This window comes from uncultured Sphingomonas sp., assembly GCF_913776855.1.
Taxonomy (GTDB): Bacteria; Pseudomonadota; Alphaproteobacteria; order Sphingomonadales; family Sphingomonadaceae; genus Sphingomonas.
In genome coordinates, this window is sequence record NZ_CAJYQD010000012.1 from 1 (window position 1) to 17,432 (window position 17,432).

Consider the following 17,432-nt stretch of genomic DNA (forward strand, 5'->3'; position numbering starts at 1 on the left):
CGTCGACATCGAGGTTGCTGACGCCCCATTGGCGGATCTTGCCGGCGGACTTCAGCGCGTTCATCGCCTCGACCGTCTCGTGCAACGGCACCGATCCGCGCCAATGGAGCAAGTACAAATCCAGGCGATCCGTCCCCAGGCGTCGCAGGCTCGCTTCGCAGGCCGCCTGCAAGCGATGCCGAGAAGCATTCTGTGGGTAGGCCTTGCTCACTAGAAAAAGTTCGTCCCGCACAGCCCCGAGCGCCTCACCGACAAGCACCTCGGCCGCACCGTCGCCGTACATCTCGGCGGTATCGATCAACGTCATACCGAGCTCAACGCCGGCGCGCAGTGCTGCGATCTCATGGTCGCGGCGATCGGCCCGCTCTGCCATCATCCACGTGCCCTGCCCCAGCGAAGGTACGGTCTCGCCCGATGGTAGTCGAACATTTCGCATGGCGGGTCCTTTCCCGGATGAAGGTGATAGCAAACGGGCGGGGGCGCGGGAGGATGCGTCGCCTGATGGTGAAAGGCGGAAAGACCGCTTACGGGAACCCCAAGGGCGATAGCCGACGTAGCGCGGCACAGCCGTCGACGGGCGACCGCTCAAGGAGACGCTGCCCCGATAACCGACCTAGCGCGGCACAGCCTCTCTTGAAAACGACGGCTGATCAAGAACGGAAAAGCGTTCCCAAAACTTACCGCTGGTGAGAAGCCTGCGGATCAGCCGGTTACAGATTGGCGAGTGGCTTGGTGCCACACCCTGCCGTATCGTGAAGGCATGAACATTGCCCAACTTGACGCCGCGATCCGGGCGGGTGCTGTCGGCACGATCCTCCTGCTGGCTTGGCTGCTGTTCAGCGCACATCGGCGGGTTGGCTTGCCCGCGGCGCTCTTCGCGCCTTTGGCGCTCTGCCTATCCGGCTTCGTAATAGGCAACACTCCGATCGCTGCGCTGTCCCCGGCCGGGATCTTTGGCACCATTGCTCACACCGCGAGCGGTTTCGCAGTCGTTTTCCTATGGTGGTTCTGCCTGTCGTGCTTCGATAGCCGGTTCAGGTTGGGAGGGGGCGTGCTGGGCGTCGGTCTGGCCTGGGCCGCCGTCGCCGCAGTGGATCGCGGGCTGCTTGGCGACGCGCTCGCGGGAAAGGGGCTTTCTCTCCTGCTCGTACCTATGGGTTTCGCAATCGTTGGCCATTTGGTCTGGCGGCTGCTGGCCGAACGTCAGGGCGATTTAATCCAGCAACGTTCCAACGCCCGTATCATGGTTGCTGTTCTTCTAGGCGGAATGCTCTTTATCGACCTAGCGGCCGATGCGCTGTTCGGCTTCACCTGGCGCCCGCTCGCGTTCGCCATGACCCAGAATGCAATGGCGCTCGCCTTTGCCCTTTGGTTGGCGGGTAGGCTGCTGACCGTACGTGCCGATGTGCTGACGTTCGGCATCATCGAGGAAGCATCGTCGCCGGCGGAAGTAACGCCGCAGCCCGGCCTGCGGCATGACGGCGAGCTGCATCGCCGGCTGTCCGGCCTGATGGAAACCGAGCGTGTGTTCCTCGATCCCGAACTGACCTTTGCGGCTTTCGTCGAGCGCATGGGAGCATCGGAACGCAACGTGCGAACGCTCATCAACCACGAGCTGGGCTACGATCATTTCCGCACGTTCCTGAACCACTACCGGGTGGCGGAGGCATGTCGGTTGCTGAGCGACGAGGGCCATGACAAGCTCATCACCATCGCGCTGGACAGCGGCTTCGCCTCGCTTGCCAGCTTCAACCGCGCTTTCAGAGCCATCCAAGGATGCGCCCCCAGCGATTACCGAGCCGCTGCACGCCAAGGCGAAACTAACGACCCGCACTTGGCAAAAGCCGGGTTTTGAGGAGCGAGATGCAGCTTTCTGAGAAGGCGCATCGTCTCCATACGAGTAGCACGCTTCTACTGCATGGCATGAAGGTGGGCGCGTGAACGGAATGATTAGTTTGGGAGGAACGCTGGCGATCCTCCTTGTCTTGGGAGTGTTGGTAGGATGCACCGATCGGCAACGCTTTTCACCGCGTTGGCTACTGATCGCGGCGCTACTGGTAGCGGTCAACGATGGGCTCCTGACCCGCGCCTACGGCTTGCTGCCTGACCTGATCGGCGGGGAATGGAACTGGCAAGGCAAACTTCTGTCGCTGATCGCCACGCTCGCCATCGCCGCGGTGCCGGCATTCGGCTTTCGCCGTGTCGGTCTGACGATCGCGCAGGAACCGGGTAGCCTGAAGGCCGCATTGCCGGTCGCGGCAATCTACTGTGCCTTCTTCGCCGTGATAGCGATCGCCTTTCAAGGCGGCAGGTCCAGCGGCGAAGAAATCGCATTCCAGTTGACCATGCCTGGTCTAGAGGAGGAACCCTTCTATCGCGGCATCCTGCTCCTCGCGCTCGATCAGGCGTTCACCGGCAGGAAGCGTCTTCTCGGGGTCGACTGGAGTTGGGGTGCCGTGCTGTCATGCTTCCTCTTCGGGATGGCGCACGCATTCGGCTTTTCGCACGGCAGCTTTTCCTTCGACCCTATGACTATGGCGTTGACGGCTATCCCTTCGTTTGTCGCCGTCTGGATCCGTCTGCGAACGGGTAGCCTGCTCCTGCCGATCCTGCTGCACAATTTCGGCAACTCATTCTCGCTGCTCGCATAGAAGCTGCCTTCCCGATCGGGACCGCTGCGGCTTCCCAGAAGGATGCTGAAATGGAAAACCGGAGGTTCGATTTTGGCATACGCCCCGCCCGTGCCGCCCCTTATCGGAGAGCGTTAACGGTACCCCGCATGGCGACCTCGTGCACCTTGTCGAGATACGCGTCGAACTGCGGCTTGTGCGCTGGCCCGACGATGACAAGCAAGCGCGCCCCTAAACCAACCGATAGGCAGCGTTAATTGGGCCAAACACCCGCATTAGCGTGCCCAAAGCGAACGGCGTTTCCCAGCCTGCCCCCCGAGGCAAGAAACCCCGTGAGACGGTGCGGGAGCACACCCAATCCGACGGCTCCCACTATGCCCCGCCCGCGCTAAGCCGTTGATAGTTAATGGTAAGCTTTCTAAGCCGTATAGGGCAACCAACATTGATTCTATTCAACAAATTGGCTCCACGGCGAAAACACGAGTTCGATTCTCGTAGGGGTCACCAGCCCGGCTATTCGGCCGCCGCCGCCTCCGCATCGGCCCATGACGGGAACGGATCGCGCAGGTCACGCCACTGCGCCGGCGTAAAGGCCGCCGCGGGCAACAGGCAGGCGTCCAGCCGCCGGCGAATGCGCGCCGCGTCCATCCCGATCCCGATGAACACCAGCTCCTGCCGCCGGTCGCCCCAGAGCGGGTCCCAGTGCTTCGCGACGAATTGCTCGAACCGTCCATCGTCGGGCCAATGATGTTTCGGGATCGATCCCCACCACCGCCCCATGCGCGATGTCATCGTCTGGCTGCCGGCGACCGCCAGTTCGCCGACCCAGTCGGGCCGGGTCGCAAGCCAGAAATGCCCCTTTGCCCGGACGACATGATCGAGGCCGCCATCGGTCAGAAAGGCGTGGAACCTGGCCGGGTCGAACGGGCGACGGGCACGATAGACGAAGCTTTCGATGCCATATTCCTCGGTCTCTGGCTGATGATGGGCATAGCCGTACAATTCCTTGGCCCAAAGCGGGTGGCGGGCCGCCTTCTCCTCGTCGAACAATCCGGTGGCGAGGATTCGGTCGAGCGCGACGCGCCCATGATCGGCATTCACTATCACCGCATCGGCGTTCAGGCTGGCCACCAGCTTGCGGACGATGGCCAGGTGATCGGCCGGCACCGACGACGCCTTGTTCACCACCACCACATCGGCGAACTCGATCTGTTCGACCAGTAATCCTACCAAGCTGCGCGTGTCGTCCTCGCCCAGCGTCTCGCCCCGGTCCGCCAGGAAATCCTGGCTCGAATAATCGGCCAGCAGGTTCACCGCGTCGACCACCGTTACCATCGTATCCAGCCGCGCGACATCGCCCAGCGAGACGCCCGTTTCGTCGCGGAACGAAAAGGTGGTGGCGACCGGCAGCGGTTCCGAAATGCCGGTGCTTTCGATCACCAGGTAATCGAACCGCCCAGCCTCGGCCAGGGCACGCACCTCTGCCAGCAGGTCGTCGCGCAGCGTGCAGCAGATGCAGCCATTGGTCATTTCGACCAACGCCTCCTCCGATCGCGACAGTGCCGCCTCGCCCCCGCGGACCAGATCGGCGTCGATATTCACCTCGGACATGTCGTTGACGATCACTGCGACGCGTCGACCCTCCCGATTGGCAAGAATATGGTTGAGCAGCGTGGTCTTTCCGGCGCCGAGGAAACCGGACAGCACCGTAACCGGCAGGCGATGATCAATCGGAACGGGGGTTGCCATATGCAGGCTCCATAATGATATGTTGTATCATTCTATAAAAGGTGACGCCGCGACATGTCCAGTCCCCCGCCTGCCCTCCAGCCCCATCCCATGCCGCGTCGGCAACGCTTGCTCGACGGATTCGCCGTTACCGCGTCGCTACTGTGCCTTGTCCATTGCCTGTTGCTTCCGATGCTGCTGATCGCGCTTCCGGTATTGGCGACGGTGCTGATCGTGCCCGAAGCGTTTCACGCCGTGGCGTTCGCCGTCGCGCTGCCGACCAGTTTCCTCGCGATGGCATCGGGCCGTGCCCGGCACGGTCGCCACCAGCCGGCGATGCTGGCGACCGTGGGGCTGATCCTGCTCGGCCTGGGCGCCTTCGCGATCGAGGGGGAAGCCCTTGAGCGGATCGTGACGTCGATCGGCGCGGTGACGCTGGCGATCGCCCATCTGCTGAACTGGCGCGCCCTGTCCGCCCGGTCCGCGACGATCACAGCCTGAGCGCGGTCCCACGCCCGGCCGATTTCGGACTTTCGACACTGCGACAGGGAGCGTAGAGCCGCTCGAGGCGTTCCGCCCCCGCAACGAAATCGTCCGGCAGCAGCGCCGGCATGACCGAAACCGAGGCTGTCCAGCATGGCAATCGTCCGTCAACGCGTCGAGAATGGCGGGTTCCTACTCTTTCTTGCGCTGGTCACCGTTGCGCTGACGCTGGTCGTATCGAGCTTTATCGGCGCATTGCTGTGGGCGGCGCTGGCGGCGTTGCTGTTCCAGCCGCTGTTCCAGCGCCTGCTGCGCTGGCGGCCGGGCCAGCGCAATCTGGCCGCTGCGTTGACGATGCTGATCATCACGGTCGCGGTCGTCATCCCGGCGATGGTCATCGTCAGCATGGTGATCGACCAGGCGGCGGGCGTGTACAGCCAGTTGCGCAGCGGGCAGATCAATTTCGCCACCTATTTCGAACAGGTTCATGGCGCCCTGCCCGCCAAGCTCCAGCGCACGATCGACAGCGCGGGTTTCGGCAGTTTCGAACGCGCCCAGCTGAAGATTTCGCAGGCGGCCAGCGCGAGCGCGAGTGTGCTGGCCCGCAGCGCCCTGTCGATCGGGGCCAATGCCGCCGCGTTCCTGCTGGCGTTCGGTGTCGGGCTGTACGTCACCTATTTCCTGCTGCGCGACGGCGACCGGATCGGACCGTCGATCGTCCGGGCGCTGCCGCTGGAGCCGGCCGTCGCCGGGCGGCTGGCCGACAAGTTCGTCGCGGTGGTCCGCGCCACGATCAAGGGGTCGGGCGTCGTTGCGCTGGTGCAGGGGGCGCTGGGGGCAATCACCTTCTGGATCGTCGGCCTGCCCGCCGCCTTGCTGTGGGGCGTGGTGATGGCGATCGTTGCGCTGTTGCCGGCGGTAGGGCCGGCGCTGATCTGGACCCCGGTCGCGATCTACCTGCTGGCGACGGGCGCGATCTGGCAGGGCGTGGTCGTGATCCTGTCCGGCGTGCTGGTCATCGGGCTGGCCGACAATATCCTGCGGCCGATACTGGTCGGGCGCGATACCGGCCTGCCCGACTGGCTGGTGCTGGTCACGACACTGGGCGGGATCGACCTGATGGGACTGAGCGGCATCGTCGTCGGGCCGGTCGCCGGGGCGCTGTTCCTGACCGGGTGGCAGGTGCTGACCGAACAACGCAAGCTGCGCCTGGCCCGCGCAGACGATCCAGACGAACAATAAAGTATAATCATACGAATGGCTTGAACGGCATCTCCTGCGGCGGCATCGTTACCATGCAACCGCCGGAGACGCCGACATGACCCTTGCCCGCCGCGACCTGATCCTCAGCGCGGCCGCGCTGTCGCTGGCCTCCAGCACACGGGCCGTTGTCGCCCGCGACAGGCCGCTCGGCTATGCGATCGTCGGTCTCGGCAATTACGGGCTGGGCCGGATCATCCCGGAATTCGCCAATTGTCGACACAGCCGCCTGGCTGCCGTGGTCAGCGGCGACCGGGCCAAGGCGGCGAAGGTCGCGGCCGATCACCGGCTCTCGCCCGATGCGATCTATCACTATCGCGATTTCGACCGCATCCGCGACAATCCGGATGTCGACATCGTCTATGTCTGCCTGCCTAACGCGATGCACGCCGAATACACGATCCGCGCGGCGCGGGCGGGCAAGCATGTGCTGTGCGAAAAGCCGATGGCGGTATCGGTCGCCGAGGCCGAGGCGATGATCGCCGCCTGTCGCAAGGCGGATCGCAAGTTGATGATCGGCTATCGCTGTCATTTCGAACCGTACAATCTGGAAGCGATACGGCTGGCGCGCAGCGGGGCGGCGGGCAGGATTCGCTATGTCCGGTCCGAACACGGCTTCGTCGCGGGCGACCCGACGATGTGGCGGCTCAAGCGCGCGATGTCGGGCGGTGGGTCGCTGATGGATATGGGTATCTACAGCCTGCAGGCGGCACGCTACCTGACCGGCGAGGAACCGGTCGCGGTCACCGCGCGCGAATCGACCGATCGCCACGACCCGCGCTTTGCCGAGGTCGAGGACATGATCGACTGGACGCTGGAATTTCCCTCCGGCGCGATCGGCAGTTGCCAGTCCTCCTATAGCGCCAACCACAACCATATCCTGCTGATGGGCGACAAGGGCCGGATCGAGCTGGAACCGGCGACCGGCTATGCCAGGCAGCAGATGTGGGTCGGGAACGGCCGCGACCGCGCGGTTACCCCGCCGGCGGGTCCCGGCAAGACGCAGTTCGCCGGACAGCTCGACCATATGGCAGACTGTGTCCGCGCCGGGCGGACCCCGATCGTGTCGGGAGAGGAAGGGCTGCGCGACATGCGGATCATCGAGGCGATCTACCGCTCCGCACGCGAGGGGCGGACGATCCGGCTGGATGGCCGGGCATGAGGATCGGCTTGCGTATCGCGCCGCTGCTCCTGTTGGCGACCGCCCCGGCGATAGGACAGGACCTTGCCAGCGGCAGCGACATCGCCGCCCGTGTCGAGGCGATGGGCAAGGCGATGAAGCCGGGTCAGGGCTTTGCGTGGGAGCCGGTCGTGCGCGATGGCGATCGCGTCGCGGCGCTGGAATATTGGAAGGCCCCCGGACGTCCGGCGGTCCACCCAGAACAGGCCGAATATGCGATCGTCGTCGCTGGAGAAGGGACGCTGCGCACCGGCAGCCGCATGGAGGGTGGACGCGAAACACAGCCCGGACTGGTCGAAGGCGACCGGATCGTCGATGCGGTCGACCGGCCGCTAAAACCCGGCGATGTCCTGCTGATCCCGGCGGGCGTCCCGCACTGGTTCGGGATCACCGGAGACCGGCTGGTGCTGCTGGGAACCAAGCTCCCCGCAAAATAAGCGGCGGGCAGGCGCGATGCCCCTGCCCGCCTGCCCCCGTCAGAACTTCACGCCGGCACGGGCGTACAGATAGCGCCCGTTGAAGCCGAACGGCGAGAAGCTGGAATAGGGGATGAAGTAGTTGTTGATCGCCGTCGCGCCCAGGATCGGGTTGCGCGTCGGATACACGTCGAACAGGTTGTTCGCGCCGATCGCCAGCTCGAACTGCCCCGGCGTCGCCCGGACTTCAAGGTCCGTCAGCCACTTCGGCGCGAGTTCGACGTCGGTGATCGCCGCCCCGCCCGGCGACAGGGTGTTGCCGAACCGGTTGGTACGCGCGGTGACGCCGAAGATGCCCTGCGACCAGTCGAGACCGGCATTGATCTTAGAACGTGGCTGCCCCTGCGTCAGGCGCAGCGATTCCTGCCGCCCGAACAGGGTGACGCCTGGAATCGCCGACAGCGTCGACCGGTTGGTGATGTCGGTCTGGTTATAATTGTAGCCGGCGGTCAGCGTGACGCTGCCGATGCCCAGGTCGGGCACGCGGTACGTGCCGACCACCTCGACGCCCTGCGTCCGGGTGTCGATGCCGTTGATGAAGAAGCGGGCCGAGGTGATGTCCTGGATACCCGCCGCGCGCAGCACCGCGACGACCGCCGTACCCTGCAGGTTTTCGGACAGGATGATGCGGTCGTCGATCTTGATGTTGTAATAGTCGGCGGTCAGCGTCAGCCCGCGCAGCGGCGTGAGCGTCAGGCCCCCGCCGATGTTGACCGACTTTTCCGCCTGCAACTGGCGCGACCCCAGCGCACGGGCGACCGGATCGCCGACGCGGAACGTGCCGATCTCGACCAGCGTGCCGCCAAGGTTCTGCGTCGCGAAGGACGAGAAGAACTGCTGCGCCAGGCTCGGCGCGCGGAACCCGGTCGAGATCGACCCGCGTGCCGCGATCCAGTCGGTCGGGGCGAAACGCGCCGCGACCTTGCCGTTTACCGTATCGCCGAAATCGCTGTAATGTTCGTAGCGGCCGGCGGCGACGATGTTGAACGCATCGCTGACCTTCGCATCGAGTTCGCCATAGCCGGCAAAGCTGTCGCGCGACGCGTCGACCCGGCTATTGGGCGAGAAGCCGGGGAAACCCTGCGACCCGGCGGCCGCGCCATTGCTGAACGCGAACGGTCCGGCCGCATAGCTCTGCAGTTCGCCGGCGACGATCTTGTAATTCTCGTTGCGATACTCACCGCCCAGCGCCAGCGACAGCGAGGACAGGAACCCGACGCTCAGTTCACGTTGCAGGTCGAGGTTGACGGTCTGCTGCCCAAACCGCGTCCCGCCCGCATTGAATGCCCGCTGCGACTGGGGACCGAAGGAAGCATTGTAGCTGTTCTCGATCCGGAAATCGAAGCTGTTGGTGCCGTACACATAGGACAGGTCGTATTTGAACCCGGCCATTTCGCCCTTCACGCCCAGCGCACCGGAGAAATCCTCCATCTGGCTGGTGATGAGCGGGAGGAAGCCACCGTCGTAGAAGGGCGTGCAGACCGTACCGGTGAAGGTGCAGTTGCGCAGGTCCTGGATGTTGCTGTTGCTGTCGCGTCCCGATGCCCGGCGATAGAAGGCCGCGCTTTCGCCGTCGCGTACGCCGTAGCTGCCGAAGATGTAAAGTTCGGACGTCGCGCCGATGTCGACGCCACCGTTCAGGAAGAAGTTGAAGTCGGTCGTCTTCGCATCGCCATAGCGGTGGTTCACACGGTTGACGCTGAACTCCCGCGGATCGACGGTGCCGGTCGACGACAGCGGATAGATGCGGCGCGGATCATAGCCGGCCCGGTCGGTCGGATTGCGGTCGCGATACTCGCCGGTCAGGTTCAGATAGGCGGTTTCACCCATCGGCAGGCCCATATTGGCGGCAAAGGTGACGGTGCGGCCATCGCGCACTTCGCGATCACGCCCGGTTTCCTCCAGCACATAGGTGCCATCGGCGCGGACCTGCGGCTGGCCGTTCGCCTGGCGCGCGACGCCCGATACTTCGGCGACACCCTCCATCGACGAGACGTACTTGCCGTAGGTCATGGTCGCCCGACCGCCTTCGCGGCGCTTCAACTGGACGTTGATGACGCCGGCGATCGCGTCCGAACCATATTGCGACGAGGCGCCGTCGCGCAGCACGTCGATCCGTTCGATCGCGAGGCTGGGGATGGTGTTGAGGTCGACCGCCGACGATCCGCGCCCGACCGAGCCGTTGGCGTTGAGCAGCGACGTGGTGTGGCGCCGCTTGCCGTTGACCAGCACCAGCGTCTGGTCGGGCGACAGGCCACGCAGCGTCGCCGGGCGCACCACGTCGGTACCGTCGGTGATCGATGGCTGCGGGAAATTGAACGACGGGACCAGCTGGTTCAGCAGCTTGTTGGTTTCGGTATAGCCGGCGTTGACCAGCGCATCACCGGTGATGACGTCGACCGGCACCGGGCTTTCGGCGACCGTACGTCCCTGCGCACGCGTGCCGACGACCAGGATTTCCTCGCCAGCGGGCACCTGATCGGCGGGCGGCGGCGCATCGGCGACTTGGGCGATGGCTGGCACCGCGACGAGCGCGCTCGACAGGACCAATGCCGTGAAAACGGATTTACGCATGAAAATCTCCCCCTGACCCGGCGTGTTGGCCGGGCCGTTGCGCCGCAACCCTCCCTTGCGCAATTTTCTGAGGCAAGCCTTTGCAGCCATCCGTAACTCGATTGTCACAGCACCGTTGCGGCAGTGCAACACGGCTTTCGTCGTCGAATCGCGCCTTCGCCATTGACAGCGTGCGTAGGCTTGCCTAGTCACAATCCACTTGCCGCGTGGGGTATCTCCGCGCGGACATATGCATTTGGGAAAGAAGCAAGGGCCATGTTCGCAATCGTGCGCACGGGCGGCAAGCAGTATCGCGTTGCCGCAGGAGACAAGATCGTCGTCGAGAAGCTCGATGGCGAAGCTGGCAGCAACGTGACGCTCGGTGACGTGCTCCTTGCTGGCGAAGGTTCGGAACTGAAGTCGGTCGCAGGGCTGACGGTTTCGGCGGAAATCATCGCGCAGGCGAAGGGCGAGAAGGTCATCGTCTTCAAGAAGCGCCGCCGGCACAACTACCGTCGCAAGAACGGTCATCGCCAGCAGCACACCATCCTGAAGATCACCGCGATCGGCGACAAGCGCGCCGACGACAGCGCCGCCGCATAAGCGCCTGAGCGAATACGAGGAGTTTGATCCATGGCACATAAGAAAGCAGGCGGTTCGTCGCGTAACGGTCGTGACTCGGCCGGCCGTCGCCTTGGCGTGAAGAAGTTCGGTGGCCAGGAAGTGGTCGCCGGCAACATTATCGTGCGTCAGCGCGGCACCAAGTTCTATCCGGGCGTGAACGTCGGCATGGGCAAGGACCACACCCTGTTCGCTCTGGTCGATGGCCGCGTGGCGTTCAAGGAAGGTAAGCTGGGCCGCAAGTTCGCGTATGTCGAAATGCTGGCGCAGGCCGCAGAATAACGGGCTACCACACGGGTCGCCCACCAGGGTGATCCGGGTTCCGGCGACGGAACCAGCCAACAAGAGGGAGGCGGGTCACCCCGGCTCCCTTTTTTTATTGCTCTCTCCGGCCCCTGCCCGCCTCTTAGCGGAGGCGTGGCGCATTGGAGAGACGCTGATGTTCGCCCGTACCGAACGCCTGACGCTGCGCCCCGGCTGGACCGAGGACGCCCCCGCCCTGCTTGCCGCGATCGGCCATGAACCGGTCGTGCGCAACCTGTCGCGTGTCCCCTGGCCGTACACGCTGGCCGATGCCGAAGCATTCATCGCCGGCTGGACGGGCGATGCGGGACCGACCTTCCTGATCTTTGCCCATGACGGCGGGCGTTGCGATCTCATCGGCGGGATCGGGATCGGGCCGCTGGGCGATGTGCCACACATGTTGGGATACTGGCTGACCCCGTCGGCATGGGGGCACGGCTATGCGACCGAGGCGGGGCGCGCCGCGCTCGACATCGCCGCGACGCTGGGCATCGGCCGGATCGATGCCGGCCATTATGTCGACAACCCCGCATCGGGTGCGGTGCTGCGGCGGCTGGGCTTCGTCGCGACCGGCACACGCAGCATGATCCATTCGCGCGGCCGGAGCATGACGGTCGAGACGATCGACTATGCCATCGACCTGTCCGATCGTCACAACGTTCCGCGGCTCGCGGCCTGATCGCGACGGAACGCGGCGCCCGCCCGGCTGGTTGATGCCGGGCGGCGCTGCTGCCGTATCGAGAGGACGCCCCGATGATCGATCCCGAAACGCCCGAAGAACAGGAAATGGAAGAGGTTCAGGAAGAGGCCGCCGAGGAACGCGAGGAAGAAGGCGGCTATCAGTGATGTCGGCGGCCGGGGCGCGTGTCGTGCGTCGCCCCGGTTACCCCTCCAGCAGATCGAGATAGCCGACCACGTCGTTGCTGGTCTGCAGATACAGCCCGGCCTGGATTTCCTCCGGCTCGCGCGCCGCCGCCGCCATCGCTTCGGTCAGCGTACCGTACAGAATCGTCGTGGCAACCCCACCTTCGTCATCGAGGTGGTAGAGCCGGACCGAGGCGTCTTCCGAAACCGTTCGCATGGCCTTCCCTCTGCCGTGGCGCGGCCGGGGCAGCAAGCCTCTAGACGCGGATAAGCCGTGCAGCTTCGAATTCGCTGTCGATCAGCCCGATCAGGTTGCGGTCGTCATGGTTCCACGGGTGGAAGCCGGGCAGGAAGAAGGCGAACCACAGCCCCATCACCTTGCGCGCCATGCCGGGCCGCCCAAACGCATAGGCGAACAGGCGCCATTTCACGCGCGGGCCGGTCAGGCCGTCCTGCGCCAGCAGGTCCAGCATTCCTTCGGTCCGGCCGCGAAAGAATTTGGCGGTGACGATCAGCATGACCAGCGCCTTGATCCGCCAGCGCCTGAACCGGCTCCAGTGCCGCGTCGCGTGCAACCAGGTGTCGTAGGCGACGCCCTTATGTTCGATCTCCTCGATCGCGTGCCAGCGCCACAGGTCGGCTGCAGCCTGGTCCCCGCCGGCCAGATGGCGCGGATTGGCGACCAGCTGATGCGCAAGGATGGCGGTGAAATGCTCCAGCGCCATCGTCGCGGCCAGATTGGCGATCGGAGGCCTGCCTCGCGTGATCGCCAGTTCGCGATCGACCCGCGCCTCCAGCCGGGAAGTGTCATATCCCTGGTCGGCGACGTGGCGATTGAACGCCACATGTTCGCGCGTGTGGATCACCTCCTGCTTCACGAAGGCGCGGATTTCGGCAGCGAGGCGCGGGGGAACGTCGTCGCGGAACTGGCGCACGCTGTCGATGAAGAAACCCTCGCCCTTCGGAAAGGTCACCGACAGCGCGTTGTAGAAGGCGGTAGCGACCGGATCGTCGTTCAACCAATAGCGCCGATAGCCGCCTTCCCGCCCGAACCGTACGTCGCGCGGGGTGATGGTCAGGTCGTCGGGAGTCTTTGCTTTCGCCACGGTTCTGCTCCACATCATCCCATGCCAATTGCGAATTACTTACACGGATGTCAATAGTTCGTCGCCGCCTGTCGCCCGAGGCATCGCGCGATGCCGCGTTGGATGCGGCGCGCGATCTGCTGATCGAGGCGGGGCCGCAGGCGGTCACGCTGAAGGCGGTGGCGACGCGGATCGGGCGGACCCATGCCAATCTGCTCCACCATTTCGGGTCGGCGTCGGGCCTGCAAAAGGCACTGGCGGAACGGATGGCGACGACGATCACTGCGACGATCGGTGCGGCGGTCCTGCGCGCGCGCGATGGCGACCATGACCCGCGCGAGATCGTCGACCTCACCTTCGACGCGTTCGACCGCGAGGGTGCCGGGGCGCTGGCCAGCTGGATGATCCTGTCGGGCAATGACGACGCGCTCAACCCGATTCTCGATGCGATCCACGCGCTGGTCGACCGGCTGGGCAGCGAGAACAGCCTGAGCGGGATGCCGCTGGCAGACGAGACGCTGCAACTGGTACTGATGGCGTTGGGCGATGCGTTGCTGGGCGGGGCGATGGCGAAGGCGCTTCGCCTGCCGCGCGAACGGGCGCGCGAACTGGCGATGCGCAGCCTGATCGCGGTGCGCGACGAAACGCAGCCATGTTGATCCGCGCGGCGACGACCGCCGACCGGGCGGCGATCGCCGGGATCATCATGCCGATCATCCGCGCGGGCGAGACCTATGCGCTCGACCGCGACATGGACGAAGAACCGGCGCTGGCCTTCTGGTTCGCGCCCGGCAACGCCGTGTTTGTCGCGGAGGTCGAGGGCCAAGTGCTGGGCAGCTATTTCTGTCGCGCGAACAAGGCCGGCGGGGGTGCCCATGTCGCCAATTGCGGCTATGCGACCCACCCGCAAGCTACCGGGCGCGGCATCGCACGGGCGATGGCACTCCATTCGTTCGACCATGCCCGTGCCGCCGGTTTTCGGGCGATGCAATATAATTTTGTGGTCGCGACGAACGACCGCGCGGTGCGACTGTGGCTGTCGCTCGGCTTCGAACAGGTCGGGCGCCTGCCGCAAGCGTTCGATCATCCGGCATCGGGCGAGGTCGATGCGCTGGTGCTGTACCGGCGGCTGTAGCACAATCCCCTTCCCGTTTGGGGCGACTCGGACTAAGCGCACGCCATGCATTTTCTCGATCAAGCCAAGATCTTCGTCCGTTCGGGCGGGGGCGGCCCCGGCGCCGTCAGCTTTCGCCGCGAAAAATTCATGGAATATGGCGGCCCCGATGGCGGCAATGGCGGCAAGGGCGGCGACATCATCTTCGAAGCGGTTCCCGGCCTGAACACGCTCATCGATTTCCGCTATACCCAGCATTTCCGCGCGCCGCGCGGGTCCGGCGGTTCGGGCGCCAATCGCACCGGGCCGGGCGGGCGCGATCTGATCATCCGCGTACCGGTGGGAACCCAGGCCCTGTCGGAGGACAAGGAAACCGTCCTCGCCGACTTCACCTTTGCCGGCCAGCGCGAGGTGTTCCTGCGCGGCGGCGACGGCGGGCGCGGCAATGCCAGCTACAAGACGTCGACCAATCGCGCCCCGCGCCAGCACGGCACCGGCTGGCCGGGCGACGAGGCATGGGTCTGGCTGCGCCTCAAGCTGCTGGCCGATGCCGGGTTGGTCGGGCTGCCCAATGCCGGCAAGTCGACCTTCATCAACGCGGTGACCAACGCGAATGCCAAGGTCGGGGCCTATGCCTTCACGACCACCCGGCCGCAACTGGGCGTGGTCAGCCACAAGCAGCGCGAGTTCGTCGTGGCGGACATCCCCGGACTGATCGAAGGTGCCGCCGAAGGGGCCGGGATCGGCGACCGGTTTCTGGGCCATATCGAGCGGTGCCGCGTGCTGCTGCACCTGATCGACAGCCATGCCGACGATCCGGTCGAGGCGTATCGCATCGTGCGCGGCGAACTGGAGGCGTACGGCGCCGACCTGGACCAGAAGCCCGAGGTGATCGCGCTCAACAAGGCCGACCTGCTCGACGAGGAACTGACCGAGGCGCTGATCGCCGAACTGGAAGCCGAAAGCGGGGCGAAGGTGCTGCCGCTGTCGGGCGCGACCGGTCAGGGGCTGGAGGCGGTGCTCGACCGGCTGATCGAGGCGATCGGTCCGAGCGAGATGCACGCGCAGGACACGGGCGAGGACGAGGAACCGCGCGAATGGTCGCCAATCTAGGGGCGAACGACCTGTTCAGCCCGGCCGCCTGCCCGCGCCTGATCGTGAAGGTCGGGTCGGCGCTGCTGGTCGCGCCCGATGGACAGGCGCGGCGGGAATGGCTGGCGTCGCTGGTCGCGGACATTGCCGTGCGCGTGGCCGCCGGGCAGCAGGTCGTCATCGTTTCGTCGGGCGCGATCGCACTCGGAGCGCGACGGCTCGGCCTGTCCAAGGGCGGGCGAGCGAGCCTCGAGGATGCGCAGGCGGCGGCGGCGACCGGACAGATCGCACTGTCGAGCATCTGGGCCGAACTGCTCGGGCAACATGGCCTGACCGCCGCGCAGCTGCTGGTGACGCTCGACGATCTGGAGGATCGGCGGCGCTACCTCAACGTGTCGGCGACGCTCGGACGGCTGCTGAAGCTGGGCGTCGTGCCGGTCGTCAACGAGAATGACAGCGTCGCGACCGAGGAAATCCGCTTCGGCGACAATGACCGGCTGGCCGCGCGGGTCGGGGCGGCGGCGCGCGCCAACGGCGTGGTGCTACTGTCCGATATCGACGGGCTGTACGATTCGAACCCGCACAGCAACCCCGATGCCCGGCTGATCCCCCACGTCGCGCAGATCGATGCCACGATCATGGGCATGGCCGATGGCAAGTCGTCCTCCGGCATGGGATCGGGCGGGATGGTGTCGAAGGTGGAGGCTGCACGGATCGCCACCGCCGCCGGCGCGAACCTCGCCATCGCGACCGGGCGGATCGACCATCCGCTCGCCCGGTTCGGCGATACCGGTCATGGCACGGTATTCGCCACCGCCGGCCAGGCGCCCGCGCGCAAGGCATGGCTGTCGGGCGGGCTGACCGATCGCGGATCGATCCGCATCGATGCGGGCGCGGCCCATGCGCTGTCGACCGGACGCAGCCTGCTGCCCGCCGGAGCGACCGAGATCGCGGGCGATTTCGCACGCGGCGACCTTGTGCGGATCATCGATGGCGCGGACCGCGTGATCGCACGGGGCCTGGCCGAATATGACGCCGCTGATGCCGCGCGGATCGTCGGGCGACGCAGCGAGGAACTGGCCGAGCTACTCGGCTATGCGCCGCGTTCCGCGCTGATCCATCGCAACCATATGGCCTTGCTGTGAGGACGATGGCGCTGACCGGCGGGACCGGTTTCGTCGGTCGCCGGGTGATCGCGCAGGCGGTCGGCCATGACTGGCACATCCGCGCGCTGACCCGCCGCGCGCAACCGGCAGAGCCGAACGTGAACTGGCTGCGCGGCGCGCTCGACAAGCTGGACAGCCTCGTTGAGCTGATGACCGGCGCCGATGTCGTGCTGCACGTCGCCGGAGTCGTGAGCGCACCCGATGTCGCGGGCTTCACCGCCGGCAATGTCGCGGGGACGCAGGCGGTGCTGGACGCGGCACGGGCGGCCGGGGTGCGGCGCTTCGTCCATGTTTCCTCGTTGTCGGCGCGCGAGCCGCAGCTTTCGGCCTATGGTGCGTCGAAGCGGGCGGGCGAAGATCTGGTGCGGGCAAGCGATCGCGACTGGACCATCGTCCGGCCGAGCGGCGTCTATGGCCCCGGCGATACCGAGATGCGCGACATGTTCCGCATGGCGCAGATGGGCCTCGCCCTTCTCCCTCCGCCGGGCATGGTCGCGCTGGTTGCGGTCGACGACCTTGCCCGGCTGCTGCTGGCGCTGGCCGAACGCGATGGTCCGCGCGACGTGCTGGAGGTCGACGACGGCAATCCGCTGAGCCATGCCGACCTCGCCCGGTTGATCGGCGATGCGGTAGGGCGGCGGGTAATGCCGATGCATCTGCCCGCCGGGCTGTTGCAACTGGGAGCACGGATCGACCGCAGGTTGCGCGGTGCGGGCGCGAAACTGACGCCCGATCGGGCCAGCTATCTTGCCCATCCCGACTGGACCGCCGATCCCGCACGGCGTCCACCGCCCGACCTGTGGGAGCCACGGATCGACACGGCACGCGGCCTTGCCGACACCGCGGCATGGTATCGCGCGCATCGTCTGCTATAGCC

19 protein-coding genes are annotated in these 17,432 nt (G+C 65.7%); 14 read left to right on the forward strand and 5 right to left on the reverse strand.

Features of this window, described 5'->3' with window-relative positions; translation table 11 throughout:
* A partial coding sequence (locus QZ755_RS02455) for an aldo/keto reductase (protein ID WP_294319404.1) occupies positions 1-436 on the reverse strand: 436 nt, incomplete at its 3' end.
* A gap of 324 nt (positions 437-760) precedes the next feature.
* On the opposite strand from QZ755_RS02455, the gene QZ755_RS02460 reads away from it, so the two are divergent.
* On the forward strand, positions 761-1,855 hold the full coding sequence (locus QZ755_RS02460; RefSeq protein WP_294319405.1) for a helix-turn-helix domain-containing protein: 1,095 nt from the start codon (positions 761-763) through the stop codon (positions 1,853-1,855).
* Between the two features lie 91 nt (positions 1,856-1,946).
* The gene (locus QZ755_RS02465; protein ID WP_294319477.1) at positions 1,947-2,651 is read left to right on the forward strand and encodes a CPBP family intramembrane glutamic endopeptidase; all 705 of its coding nucleotides are present in this window, start codon (positions 1,947-1,949) and stop codon (positions 2,649-2,651) included.
* A gap of 492 nt (positions 2,652-3,143) precedes the next feature.
* On the opposite strand, the gene QZ755_RS02470 is transcribed toward QZ755_RS02465, so the two are convergent.
* Complete coding sequence (locus QZ755_RS02470) at positions 3,144-4,379, reverse strand: GTP-binding protein (RefSeq protein WP_294319407.1); 1,236 nt, start codon at positions 4,377-4,379, stop codon at positions 3,144-3,146.
* A gap of 90 nt (positions 4,380-4,469) precedes the next feature.
* Here QZ755_RS02470 and QZ755_RS02475 point away from each other — a divergent pair, with 90 nt between their 5' ends.
* From QZ755_RS02475 to QZ755_RS02490, 4 genes are all read left to right on the forward strand, one after another.
* Positions 4,470-4,859 carry a MerC domain-containing protein gene (locus tag QZ755_RS02475; protein ID WP_294319409.1) on the forward strand — a complete coding sequence of 130 codons (390 nt, stop codon included), beginning with the start codon at positions 4,470-4,472 and terminating at the stop codon, positions 4,857-4,859.
* Positions 4,860-4,994: 135 nt separating this feature from the next.
* Positions 4,995-6,083 carry an AI-2E family transporter gene (locus QZ755_RS02480; protein ID WP_294319412.1) on the forward strand — a complete coding sequence of 363 codons (1,089 nt, stop codon included), beginning with the start codon at positions 4,995-4,997 and terminating at the stop codon, positions 6,081-6,083.
* Between the two features lie 76 nt (positions 6,084-6,159).
* Positions 6,160-7,263, forward strand: a complete 1,104-nt coding sequence (locus tag QZ755_RS02485; RefSeq protein ID WP_294319414.1) for a Gfo/Idh/MocA family oxidoreductase — start codon at positions 6,160-6,162, stop codon at positions 7,261-7,263.
* Complete coding sequence (locus QZ755_RS02490; RefSeq protein WP_294319416.1) at positions 7,260-7,718, forward strand: cupin domain-containing protein; 459 nt, start codon at positions 7,260-7,262, stop codon at positions 7,716-7,718. The genes QZ755_RS02485 and QZ755_RS02490 overlap by 4 nt, the downstream gene beginning before the upstream one ends.
* 39 nt (positions 7,719-7,757) lie before the next feature.
* Here the strand turns inward: QZ755_RS02490 and QZ755_RS02495 are convergent, their stop codons facing one another.
* On the reverse strand, positions 7,758-10,331 hold the full coding sequence (locus QZ755_RS02495) for a TonB-dependent receptor (RefSeq protein ID WP_294319418.1): 2,574 nt from the start codon (positions 10,329-10,331) through the stop codon (positions 7,758-7,760).
* Between the two features lie 255 nt (positions 10,332-10,586).
* Between QZ755_RS02495 and rplU the strand changes: the two genes are divergently transcribed.
* From rplU to QZ755_RS02510, 3 genes are all read left to right on the forward strand, one after another.
* The gene (gene rplU, locus QZ755_RS02500) at positions 10,587-10,913 is read left to right on the forward strand and encodes a 50S ribosomal protein L21 (protein WP_055760895.1); all 327 of its coding nucleotides are present in this window, start codon (positions 10,587-10,589) and stop codon (positions 10,911-10,913) included.
* Positions 10,914-10,943: 30 nt separating this feature from the next.
* Positions 10,944-11,213, forward strand: coding sequence for a 50S ribosomal protein L27 (rpmA, locus tag QZ755_RS02505; protein ID WP_055760892.1), 270 nt, complete (start codon positions 10,944-10,946; stop codon positions 11,211-11,213).
* A gap of 157 nt (positions 11,214-11,370) precedes the next feature.
* Positions 11,371-11,913: a GNAT family N-acetyltransferase gene (locus QZ755_RS02510; protein WP_294319422.1), complete on the forward strand. Its 543-nt coding sequence runs from the start codon at positions 11,371-11,373 to the stop codon at positions 11,911-11,913.
* 204 nt (positions 11,914-12,117) lie between these two features.
* Here the strand turns inward: QZ755_RS02510 and QZ755_RS02515 are convergent, their stop codons facing one another.
* Together QZ755_RS02515 and QZ755_RS02520 are read right to left on the reverse strand one after the other, a co-directional pair.
* A complete protein-coding gene (locus QZ755_RS02515) occupies positions 12,118-12,315 on the reverse strand; it encodes a hypothetical protein (protein ID WP_294319423.1) in 198 nt (65 codons plus the stop codon).
* A gap of 40 nt (positions 12,316-12,355) precedes the next feature.
* Positions 12,356-13,204, reverse strand: coding sequence for a metal-dependent hydrolase (locus QZ755_RS02520; protein WP_294319425.1), 849 nt, complete (start codon positions 13,202-13,204; stop codon positions 12,356-12,358).
* Between the two features lie 47 nt (positions 13,205-13,251).
* On the opposite strand from QZ755_RS02520, the gene QZ755_RS02525 reads away from it, so the two are divergent.
* From QZ755_RS02525 to QZ755_RS02545, 5 genes are read left to right on the forward strand one after another with little or no spacing between them, the layout of a single operon-like run.
* On the forward strand, positions 13,252-13,842 hold the full coding sequence (locus QZ755_RS02525; protein WP_294319426.1) for a TetR/AcrR family transcriptional regulator: 591 nt from the start codon (positions 13,252-13,254) through the stop codon (positions 13,840-13,842).
* On the forward strand, positions 13,836-14,318 hold the full coding sequence (locus QZ755_RS02530) for a GNAT family N-acetyltransferase (protein WP_294319428.1): 483 nt from the start codon (positions 13,836-13,838) through the stop codon (positions 14,316-14,318). Before QZ755_RS02525 ends, QZ755_RS02530 begins: the two co-directional genes overlap by 7 nt.
* A 45-nt stretch (positions 14,319-14,363) precedes the next feature.
* Positions 14,364-15,410 (forward strand): GTPase ObgE, encoded by a 1,047-nt coding sequence (gene obgE, locus QZ755_RS02535; RefSeq protein WP_294319431.1) that lies wholly within the window; start codon positions 14,364-14,366, stop codon positions 15,408-15,410.
* A complete protein-coding gene (gene proB / locus QZ755_RS02540; protein WP_294319433.1) occupies positions 15,395-16,534 on the forward strand; it encodes a glutamate 5-kinase in 1,140 nt (379 codons plus the stop codon). The genes obgE and proB overlap by 16 nt, the downstream gene beginning before the upstream one ends.
* A 5-nt stretch (positions 16,535-16,539) precedes the next feature.
* On the forward strand, positions 16,540-17,430 hold the full coding sequence (locus tag QZ755_RS02545; RefSeq protein WP_294319479.1) for an NAD(P)H-binding protein: 891 nt from the start codon (positions 16,540-16,542) through the stop codon (positions 17,428-17,430).
* Positions 17,431-17,432: the final 2 nt, after the last annotated feature.

What these genes read in the sequence shown, in the direction of transcription:
- QZ755_RS02460 (WP_294319405.1), top strand. Translation starts at nt 761, where the DNA reads ATGAACATTGCCCAACTTGACGCCGCGATCCGGGCGGGTGCTGTCGGC.
- QZ755_RS02465 (WP_294319477.1), top strand. Translation starts at nt 1,947, where the DNA reads ATGATTAGTTTGGGAGGAACGCTGGCGATCCTCCTTGTCTTGGGAGTG.
- QZ755_RS02470 (WP_294319407.1), bottom strand. Translation starts at nt 4,379, where the DNA reads ATGGCAACCCCCGTTCCGATTGATCATCGCCTGCCGGTTACGGTGCTG.
- QZ755_RS02475 (WP_294319409.1), top strand. Translation starts at nt 4,470, where the DNA reads ATGCCGCGTCGGCAACGCTTGCTCGACGGATTCGCCGTTACCGCGTCG.
- QZ755_RS02480 (WP_294319412.1), top strand. Translation starts at nt 4,995, where the DNA reads ATGGCAATCGTCCGTCAACGCGTCGAGAATGGCGGGTTCCTACTCTTT.
- QZ755_RS02485 (WP_294319414.1), top strand. Translation starts at nt 6,160, where the DNA reads ATGACCCTTGCCCGCCGCGACCTGATCCTCAGCGCGGCCGCGCTGTCG.
- QZ755_RS02490 (WP_294319416.1), top strand. Translation starts at nt 7,260, where the DNA reads ATGAGGATCGGCTTGCGTATCGCGCCGCTGCTCCTGTTGGCGACCGCC.
- QZ755_RS02495 (WP_294319418.1), bottom strand. Translation starts at nt 10,331, where the DNA reads ATGCGTAAATCCGTTTTCACGGCATTGGTCCTGTCGAGCGCGCTCGTC.
- rplU (WP_055760895.1), top strand. Translation starts at nt 10,587, where the DNA reads ATGTTCGCAATCGTGCGCACGGGCGGCAAGCAGTATCGCGTTGCCGCA.
- rpmA (WP_055760892.1), top strand. Translation starts at nt 10,944, where the DNA reads ATGGCACATAAGAAAGCAGGCGGTTCGTCGCGTAACGGTCGTGACTCG.
- QZ755_RS02510 (WP_294319422.1), top strand. Translation starts at nt 11,371, where the DNA reads ATGTTCGCCCGTACCGAACGCCTGACGCTGCGCCCCGGCTGGACCGAG.
- QZ755_RS02515 (WP_294319423.1), bottom strand. Translation starts at nt 12,315, where the DNA reads ATGCGAACGGTTTCGGAAGACGCCTCGGTCCGGCTCTACCACCTCGAT.
- QZ755_RS02525 (WP_294319426.1), top strand. Translation starts at nt 13,252, where the DNA reads ATGTCAATAGTTCGTCGCCGCCTGTCGCCCGAGGCATCGCGCGATGCC.
- QZ755_RS02530 (WP_294319428.1), top strand. Translation starts at nt 13,836, where the DNA reads ATGTTGATCCGCGCGGCGACGACCGCCGACCGGGCGGCGATCGCCGGG.
- obgE (WP_294319431.1), top strand. Translation starts at nt 14,364, where the DNA reads ATGCATTTTCTCGATCAAGCCAAGATCTTCGTCCGTTCGGGCGGGGGC.
- proB (WP_294319433.1), top strand. Translation starts at nt 15,395, where the DNA reads ATGGTCGCCAATCTAGGGGCGAACGACCTGTTCAGCCCGGCCGCCTGC.
- QZ755_RS02545 (WP_294319479.1), top strand. Translation starts at nt 16,540, where the DNA reads ATGGCGCTGACCGGCGGGACCGGTTTCGTCGGTCGCCGGGTGATCGCG.